Below are 8131 nucleotides of genomic sequence, written 5' to 3' on the forward strand. Positions count from 1 at the left end.
CATATATGCGTCTCAGGATTGCTCCCGCTGACACCGACGAAGGAGCAGGACTGTGGAGCGCACCGACTTCGATTCCCTGGCCGCCCGCTGTGAGGGGCCTGTGCTGTCACCCGGTCAGGAGGGTTACGACGAGGAACGCACGGGATTCAATCTGGCCGTGCGGCACCGTCCGGAGGTGATCGTGGGGGCCGCGCGGGCCGACGACGTGACGGCGGCCGTCGCTTTCGCCGTCGCGCATGACCTGCCGGTCGCCGTGCAGAACACCGGGCACGGCTTCTCGGTGCCTGCCGAGGGCGGTCTGCTCGTCACCACTCGGCGCATGACCACGGTCCGCGTCGACCCGGCCGCACGCAGCGCGTACGTCGAGGCCGGCGCCCGCTTCGAGCAGCTCGTTCCCGAGGCGGCACGGCACGGGCTGGCGCCGCTGAACGGCTCCGCCCCGCACGTGGGCGTCGTCTCCTACACCTTGGGCGGTGGTCTCCCTCTGCTCGGACGCAGCCACGGCTGGGCGGCGGACCGGGTGCTGGCCATGGACGTGGTGACCGCCGACGGCGAGCGGCGCCACGTGACCCCGGAGGCCGAGCCGGACCTGTACTGGGCTCTGCTGGGCGGACGGGACAACTTCGGCATCGTCACGGGCATGGAGTTCGGCCTGGTCCCGGTGGTCCGGCTCTACGGCGGCGGCCTCTTCTACGACGCCGAGCAGGTCCCCGACCTCCTGGAGGTGTACGCGGGGTGGGCCAACACGGTGCCGGACGAGATGAACTCGTCGGTGGCGCTGGTCCCCTTCCCGGACGATCCGCAGGTTCCGGAGCCGATGCGAGGGCGCCGCGTCTGGCACGTGCGGATCGCCTTCACCGGTTCCGCCGAGGCCGGCACCCGCCTGGTCGAGCCGCTCCGCCGGCTCGGCCCCCGGCTGTTGGAGAACCTGCGTGACATGCCCTACGAGCAGAACGCCGACATTCACGACGACCCTCCGGTCCCGATGCCGTGGGCCGCCGACAACGTCTTCCTGGCCGACCCCGACGGGGGAGCGGTCCGTACGCTCCTCAAGCACATCAGCGACGAGGCAGCGCCGCCCGCGATCGTGGAAGTGCGCCACCTGGGCGGCGCGCTCTCCCGTCGGCCCGCGCACCCGAACGCCGTCGGCCGGCGCGACGCGCCCTTCATGCTGGCGGTCCTGGTGCCTCTGACGAACGACTCGGCGGCCGATGCACACGCGTTTGCGTTCCTCCGGCATCTGTTCGAGGAGCTGGAGCCTTGGGCCGCCGGCCGGTTCCTCAACTTCATGGGCCACGGCGCCGCAGCCGACCAGGAACGGACCCGCACCGCCTATACCCCGGACGACCACAAGCGACTGACCGGGCTGAAGGCTGCGTACGACCCACGGAACACCTTCCGCCTCAACTACAACATCGTGCCGGGTACCGGCGCATGACGCCGACTCCTGGAGGCTTCGATGGCACCGTCATCCGCGCCGACACTGGGGCGCTGTCCCGCCCGCCGGTGGATGCCCGGCTCCGTCGCATCCTCGCCCTGGACGCAACCGGGATGATCCTCTTCGGGCTGGCCTACCTTCTTGCCTCCACGCGTCTCGCCCGGCTCCTCGGGGTCGGTGGCACGGTGGTGATCACCGTCGGCGGCCTGATGCTGACGATCGGCACGGGCGTCGCTCTTCTGGCCCTTCGTGCCCGTCCACCGTCCGCGTGGGTGCTGTCCGTGATCGTGATCGGGGCGGTGTGGGTGGCGGCGAGCATCGCCTCACTCGCCCTCGACTGGTGGGACACCACCACCGTCGGCACGGTGTGGATCGCCCTGCAGGCCGTGCCCGTCTCGCTGCTCTCCATCTTCCAACTCGCCGCACTGCGCGCCAGGGTCCGACTCCCTGCTCACTCCTGGGGTTCCCCGTGACCACTCACAACCGGCCCGCCCACGTGCCGGACAACGCCGTGACCTTCATCAACATCTTCGAGATATCCGCTGATCACCTCGACGCGTTCATCACCGAGTGGGAACAGCGTGCCGCTCTCCTGAGCACCAAGCCCGGTTTCATCGACTCCCGGCTGCACCGTGCCCACCGCTCAGAGACCCGGTTCCAGCTCGTCAACGTGTCTCACTGGACGAGCAGGGAGGCGTGGGAGGCGGGCACTGCGGACCCCGAGTTCCGCAAGCGCACTCGAGCCGTACAGCAGGACTCGCGGGTGCCGGTCACATCCAGCCGAGGGCTGTACGACGTCGCCGCGGAGTTCCCCGCCGCGGGGACGACTCCGAGGAAACCGCACTGACCCACCGTGCGGGCCTGCGCGGGACCGGCATCGGTCGAGAGGAGGCAGGGGCTCACCCGTCCGAAGGGAAACAAAAAAGTGACCCCAGGCCATCGGCCTGGGGTCCACGGAGCGGGTGACGAGAATCGAACTCGCGCTCTCAGCTTGGGAAGCGACGGCTCTTGGACGGTCGCCCCCGCTCTGACCTGCGGGTACATGGTCAACGATGAGGGTGTGCTACTTCGGCGCATGCTCCTGTTGACCGTAGTTGTCCGCTCTGAAGGGCACGCAGTGGGCACGGCGCGGTGAAGCGGCCCGACCAGAGGTGCAGATGCGTACGCGTCGAACCTACGCCTCCGAGTTCTGCCCGCCGAGGGGGCCTCGGTTGCCTCCGCACATGATCTGGAGGAATTTGTGGGGCGCAACGCCGCAGGCCGAGCATCCCCTCTGCCCGCGACCCATTCAAATCTGGCCGAGGTCGATCTCCGCCGCGAAGGGGGCGGTGACCTTCAAGACGCCGGCGAACACGCCCCCCTCGCGGTACGTCCTCGTCGCGGGGTCGAGCAGGTACGTATACACCAGCGGTGCACCCGTCGCGGCTTGCTCGATCCGCCAGTAGAAGCCGATCCCGGCCTTGGCGTACTGGTCCACCTTCACGATCCGGTCGGTGGTTTCCGAGCCCGGCGACACGACCTCGGCCACGAGCAGTACGTGCTCGGGCCGGGTGGGCGTGATGTCGATCGTGTCCGCACGGTAGACGATGACGTCGGGGCGGCGATTGGTCAGCGGGACGTCCTGCAGTCGGACGTCGAAATCAGTGTCGGCGTTCCAGTCCGGGCCTGCGGCGGCGTCCAGGGCATTCGCCAGGAGCCGGGCCAGCCGATTGTGCCGCTTGGACGCGCTGGGACTCACGACGACCATTCCATCCACGATCTCGATGCCGGCGCACTGCTCCTCGGACCACGACTCGTACTCCTCCGCCGTGATCTGCTCGTGCATCCACGCCGGGGCCACCATCTCGGCAGTCATGACACGCCTCCCGGACACTGTGCGGCGGGCCTGGTCCCGCGCGACTCAGCGTACTGCGTTCGCTCGTCCGGCGTTCTGCGCAGAACTCGGCTCGCGGTTGCCTCTCATCAGCCATGCGAACGTTCTGTTGCCCGTGCCGGCAGTTGTGACTCCTCTACAGGAGCGGACGGCCGAACGGAGACTTGCGGCGCTACCGTCCGGTCTTCTGGCTCCGGTAGTAGCGCCTGGTGAGGGCGTGTGTCTGCCGGTGCCGGGCTGATGGGCGGAGCAGGTACCTCGCCTGACATGCACCCGGAGGACAAGAATGGACGCGACACGACCGATGTGAGTCGGCCTCAACGAACCGCTCTGGGTACGGGCGTCTCTCGTCGCCTAGTCTTCGCATCGCACTCATGCGCGCGCCGGCAGTGGCCCGCTTACAACTCCCGGCAACCATGTGGTGAAGAGCAGCTTCCAACGATATGCTTTCGAGTACTCTTCTCTTTCCCGAAAAACTAAAACCTGAGCCCGCGCCGGTAGTCCTTCGGCAGTTGAGCCAGGGCCGGTTGGGCGGCGGTGACGTGGTCGGTGGCGGTGTTCGAGCCCGCGTTCCCGGGCCTGAGCAGGGCCGCCACAGGCTCTCCGGTGCCGTCCGGCCCGTGATCGACGAACCCCATCAGCGGGTGATGGCCCAGGTCCGCTTCCAGGTCGGGGCCGCGTCCTCCTTGCCGGAGTGCGCGATCACCAGCACCCCGTCGAGATCTACGGTCACCGTCCCGTCGGCATCGGGCGCTTCCCGATCGGCCAACCGTCAGACAGTTCCGCGGACTTCGGCCCGCGCGGAACGGATGACCTGCAGAGCTCGGTCGCCGGAAGAGGCGAGGGAGTCGATCAGGCGGGAGACCGTCGGGTCGGAGGCGACCGCCCCGAACACGGCCGGCTCGGCCCGCGGCATGCCGACATCGGCGAGGCAGTCTCCCCCCAGCGCCACCGCCAGTGCGACGTCCAGCAGGATCTTCCCCGGATCGTGGACAGCCCGCGGCTTCCGCCACGGCGTCAGCGCCGCGGATATCGCGGTGTCGAGACCGGCCTTGCGGACGGTCTCGACCAGCAGCACGCCCCCGGCCTGCGAGACCACCGCCCGGCCGCCGCCCTCGATGTGGACACGCGGGTACGACCCGATACGCCGCCCACGACCCTCACAGCGCAGCACCGGGTGCAGGCGCCGGTGCCATCCGCCGGCCGCCCGCTCACCCTCTACGCGGGTGCGCTCGCCGCGGTGGTCGTCGTCGGCATGCCCGAGGGCTTCCGCTTCTACGACCTCCGCCACACGGGGCACACGCTGTCCACCCGGTCCGGTGCCACCCTCAAGGACACGATGGTCCGCGCGGGCCAGTCCTCGGAGAAGGCGGCGCTGATCTATCAGCACTCCGACGACGAGCGACAGCAGGAGGTCGCGGCCGGCCTCGACGCCACCGTGCGGAAGGCGCGCGCCGCCGCAGCCAGGAAGGTGTCGGACAAGCCTTCTGGCACGAATCTGGCACGTGGCGGGTGATCGCCGAGAACAGCAAAAAGACCCGGGTCGATGACCTGGGCCTTCTTCGTGGAGCGGGTGACGAGAATCGAACTCGCGCTCTCAGCTTGGGAAGCGACGGCGCTTGAGTGACCAGATGGCTGCTGCCCTGCACGGACTCGTCGTGCTGACGCCGTTGCGCCGGCCTGATCACCCCGCTGTTGACCGTGGTTGTCCGCTCTTACGGGCACGCTCTGGGCACGGCCGCCACCAGGGCCGAGTCGCACAGGCGCGCGACGCTTCGCGCTGACGGGTCGGCACCGTCTCCCGGGCCGATCCGGAGTGTCCGTCGCGACTGCACACATGAATGCCGCAGGAGCATCGCATTTTGGCGTACTTTCAGGCGGGCAGCTCGCGCCGGCCGCGTGAAGGACCTGGCGCCGTACGAGGTCCGCGACAGCCGACGGGGACGGGTATGGGCCGATCCCGCGGGCCCGGAGTGCGGGCCAGCTCGGTGGGCGGGCGGTCCCGCAGGTCAGGAGCTCAGATGGGCCCGGTACCAGACTGCCGAAGCCGCCAGTCGGGTCAGCGGCCCTGCGCCCTCCGGGCAGTCGGCGGCCCGCCAGATCCGCTCGCTCCGGTACCAGTGATCCTGTGCGAGGAGCGCGAACTGACGCGCCGAGACCTGACCGGACGTCTCCCCCAACCGGCGCAGACACTCCCGCCACGGCCAGTCCTCCACAACGGTGGGCAGTACGCCGAGGTCGGCCAGCCGCGTCATCATGTCCCGGTTCGACACCGGCACGGGATGGCTCGCGTGGTGTATCCCCGGCGGCACCTCCCCCGGGCCGCACGCCAGGGCGACGATCAGCCGCGCCAGATCGTCCACGTCGACCAGGGAAAGCAGCCCGCGGCCACCGTCCCAGCGCGCCGGGACGCGGTCGAGGAGCTCGGCCAGGGCAGGTACCACCCAACGGTCACCCGTCCCCAGTACGAGCCCCGGTCTCAGTACGACGGCCCCGGCGGCCAGCGCGTACTCCTCGGCAGCGAGCCTGCTGCGGCTGGCGGGGGAGACCGGCGCCGGGGTTGTCTCGTCGACATCGATGCCCCGGTGCGGGCCGGGGCCGTAGACCGCGGCGGTCGACAGATGGACGACCCGTCGTACGCCCCGGCGGCGTGCCTCGTCCATCAGGGCCTGGGTGCCCCGCGTGTTGACCGCCGTGCACGCCGCCGCGTCGCCGGTGACGCGCGACGCGAGGTGGATCAGGACGTCCGCGTCCCGGGCGACGCCGTCCAGGGAGGCGGGGGCAGCGATGTCCGCTGTCTGCCAGTGGACGTCGGGTCGTTCCACCGCCTCTCGTGGCACGGTACGGGCCAGGGCGCGGACGACGACTCCCGCGGCCGGTCCGCTGCGGTCCAGCAGCCTGCGCAGTACGGCCGAGCCGACGAAGCCGGTTGCGCCGGTCAGTACCACGCGCACGGGGCGCCGCACGCCGCCGGCGGCCGTCGTGGTCACGCGACCGTCTCCGTCGTCAGCCGTCGGGGCGAGAGGTCGAGCCGTCCGATCACCTCGGCCGGGGCGATGGCGGGAAGCAGGTAGCGCCACAGGGTGGCGATCCGCTGCGGGAGGTCGGCGCGGTCCGAGGAGATCTGCGACATGATCTGGGTGCCCGTGTAGCCGGCCACCAACTGCTGGGCGAATTCCGTCTCGTCGACCCCGGGCAGCAGTTCGCCCAGCTCCCGGGCGCGCTGCAGGTGCCGGCTGAACTGCTCGGCCCACCACTCGTAGATGGCGTAGTCCCGGAATCCGGCCTCACCCTGTTCCACGGCGAGTCGCACTCCAGCGCGCAGCAGGGTGTTGCGCTGCATCGCGGCGGCCAGGTGCTGGGTCATGTTCACCAGGCGCTGCAGACCGTCCCCCTCGTCGGGGAACCGTACGTCGGCGGCCTGTTCCCGGATCACCGCGCGGGCCAGTTCCTCCTTGGAGCCGAAGTGGAAGTACATCGCTCCCGCTGTGACCCCCGCGCGCTGGAGGATCTTGCTGATGCTGGTGCCCGCGTAGCCCAGTTCGTCGAACACCTCGGCAGCGGCGCGCAGCAGCAACTCCCGCGTCCGCTGGGCTCGTTCCTGCATTGGTCGTGCCACTGGCCGGTCTCCCTCGTCACCCATGATCTCTCGACAAACAAAAAGAACAACCTCTATCTTATTCGTGTCGCGCCCCGGCCACCATCACCGGGCGGCACGACATCTCGTCGTGACAACACAGGGGGAGAGTCGGTCATGGCCTTGAACGTCGATCAGGGTGTTTCCTCGGTAGTCCCGCAGGCATGGACACACAAGACCAACCCGGATGAAGTACTCTGCGACCGCTGGTGGCGTACGGGGCCGGACTCCTTCACCGTCACCGCCTGCTGGCCCGAGGCCCACAGCTTCTACCTCACGAGACATGGGCTGTACGACCCGCTGCTGCTCGGCGAAACGATCCGTCAGACGTTGCCGCTGATCTCGCACGCCGCCTACGACGTACCGCTCGGCCACCAGCTGATGTGGCACGACTTCCACTGGGCCGTCTCCACCGACGCCCTGGCCGCCGGTGACGCGTCCGGCGAGATCGAACTGCGCGTCACCTGCTCCGACGTCACCTACCGCGGAAGCCGCGCGGCGGCCATCACCCTGCGCGTCGAGGCGCTGCACGCCGGCGCCTCGCTGGGCAGCGCCCGCACCCGCTTCGGCATTCAGAGCCGGGCTGTCTACGAGCGGCTGCGCGGCCGGTACGCGGACATCGGCGCGGCCAACGCCCGCGCCCTGCCGTTGCCTTCGCCCGCGCCCGCCGTGCCCGTCGGCCGCGAGAACTTCGACGACGTGGTCCTGTCCAGCGCCGACAGCGCCAACCGCTGGCAGCTCCGCATCGACACGGCCCATCCCGTGCTCTTCGACCACGCCGTCGACCACGCCCCCGGCATGCTGCTGCTGGAGGCGGCCCGCCAGGCCGCCCACACCCTGGCCCACCCCAAGCAGACGGTGGTCGCTGCCATGGACACGGTCTTCAGCCGCTACGCGGAACTCGACGCACCCTGCTGGCTCCAGGCGGACCCGCTCCCCGACGACCTCATCGGGCGGGCCCGGGTGCGTGTCGTCGGGCATCAGAACGACAAGGACGTCTTCGCGTCCGTGGTCACCCTCGCGACCGTCGACTGAGCGTCGTACCCGGAGCGGGCCCGGCAGAGCATCGCCCCGCCCAGACCAGTACCCGGCAAAACCCGCAAAGGGAGCTCACCCCAAGGACCGTCCCCCCCCCCTGAAGACCTGTTCTCCCCCCGGTCCCTCTCCCACCACCCCAAGACAC

General features: G+C 69.8%; 7 protein-coding genes and 2 pseudogenes. 5 read left to right on the forward strand and 4 right to left on the reverse strand.

The annotated features are described in order from the left end of the window. Positions 1 to 52: 52 nt before the first annotated feature. Genes ACFCZF_RS30955 through ACFCZF_RS30965 form a run of 3 tightly spaced genes read left to right on the forward strand, consistent with a single transcriptional unit; the run spans position 53 to position 2285 of the window. Complete coding sequence (locus ACFCZF_RS30955) at positions 53 to 1438, forward strand: FAD-binding oxidoreductase (protein ID WP_376674431.1); 1386 nt, start codon at positions 53 to 55, stop codon at positions 1436 to 1438. Next, positions 1435 to 1911: a hypothetical protein gene (locus ACFCZF_RS30960; RefSeq protein WP_376674432.1), complete on the forward strand. Its 477-nt coding sequence runs from the start codon at positions 1435 to 1437 to the stop codon at positions 1909 to 1911. The genes ACFCZF_RS30955 and ACFCZF_RS30960 overlap by 4 nt, the downstream gene beginning before the upstream one ends. Beyond that, a complete protein-coding gene (locus ACFCZF_RS30965; RefSeq protein ID WP_376674433.1) occupies positions 1908 to 2285 on the forward strand; it encodes an antibiotic biosynthesis monooxygenase family protein in 378 nt (125 codons plus the stop codon). Before ACFCZF_RS30960 ends, ACFCZF_RS30965 begins: the two co-directional genes overlap by 4 nt. Before the next feature lie 441 nt (positions 2286 to 2726). On the opposite strand, the gene ACFCZF_RS30970 is transcribed toward ACFCZF_RS30965, so the two are convergent. Continuing rightward, entirely contained in the window at positions 2727 to 3293 is a 567-nt protein-coding gene (locus tag ACFCZF_RS30970) for a Uma2 family endonuclease (protein ID WP_376674434.1), read from the reverse strand. Positions 3294 to 3799: 506 nt separating this feature from the next. After that, a pseudogene (locus ACFCZF_RS30975) lies at positions 3800 to 4455 on the reverse strand (transposase); the annotation flags it as partial. 93 nt (positions 4456 to 4548) lie between these two features. Here ACFCZF_RS30975 and ACFCZF_RS30980 point away from each other — a divergent pair. Then, positions 4549 to 4827: pseudogene (locus ACFCZF_RS30980) on the forward strand (site-specific integrase); the annotation flags it as partial. 493 nt (positions 4828 to 5320) lie between these two features. Here the strand turns inward: ACFCZF_RS30980 and ACFCZF_RS30985 are convergent. Together ACFCZF_RS30985 and ACFCZF_RS30990 are read right to left on the reverse strand one after the other, a co-directional pair. Next, entirely contained in the window at positions 5321 to 6301 is a 981-nt protein-coding gene (locus tag ACFCZF_RS30985; RefSeq protein ID WP_376674435.1) for an NAD-dependent epimerase/dehydratase family protein, read from the reverse strand. Continuing rightward, entirely contained in the window at positions 6298 to 6930 is a 633-nt protein-coding gene (locus ACFCZF_RS30990) for a ScbR family autoregulator-binding transcription factor (RefSeq protein ID WP_376674436.1), read from the reverse strand. The genes ACFCZF_RS30985 and ACFCZF_RS30990 overlap by 4 nt, the downstream gene beginning before the upstream one ends. 135 nt (positions 6931 to 7065) lie before the next feature. Here ACFCZF_RS30990 and ACFCZF_RS30995 point away from each other — a divergent pair, with 135 nt between their 5' ends. Further along, positions 7066 to 7983, forward strand: a complete 918-nt coding sequence (locus ACFCZF_RS30995) for a ScbA/BarX family gamma-butyrolactone biosynthesis protein (RefSeq protein WP_376674437.1) — start codon at positions 7066 to 7068, stop codon at positions 7981 to 7983. Positions 7984 to 8131: the final 148 nt, after the last annotated feature.

It is taken from the genome of Streptomyces sp. NPDC056296, assembly GCF_042268605.1.
In the GTDB taxonomy this organism is placed as follows: domain Bacteria; phylum Actinomycetota; class Actinomycetes; order Streptomycetales; family Streptomycetaceae; genus Streptomyces.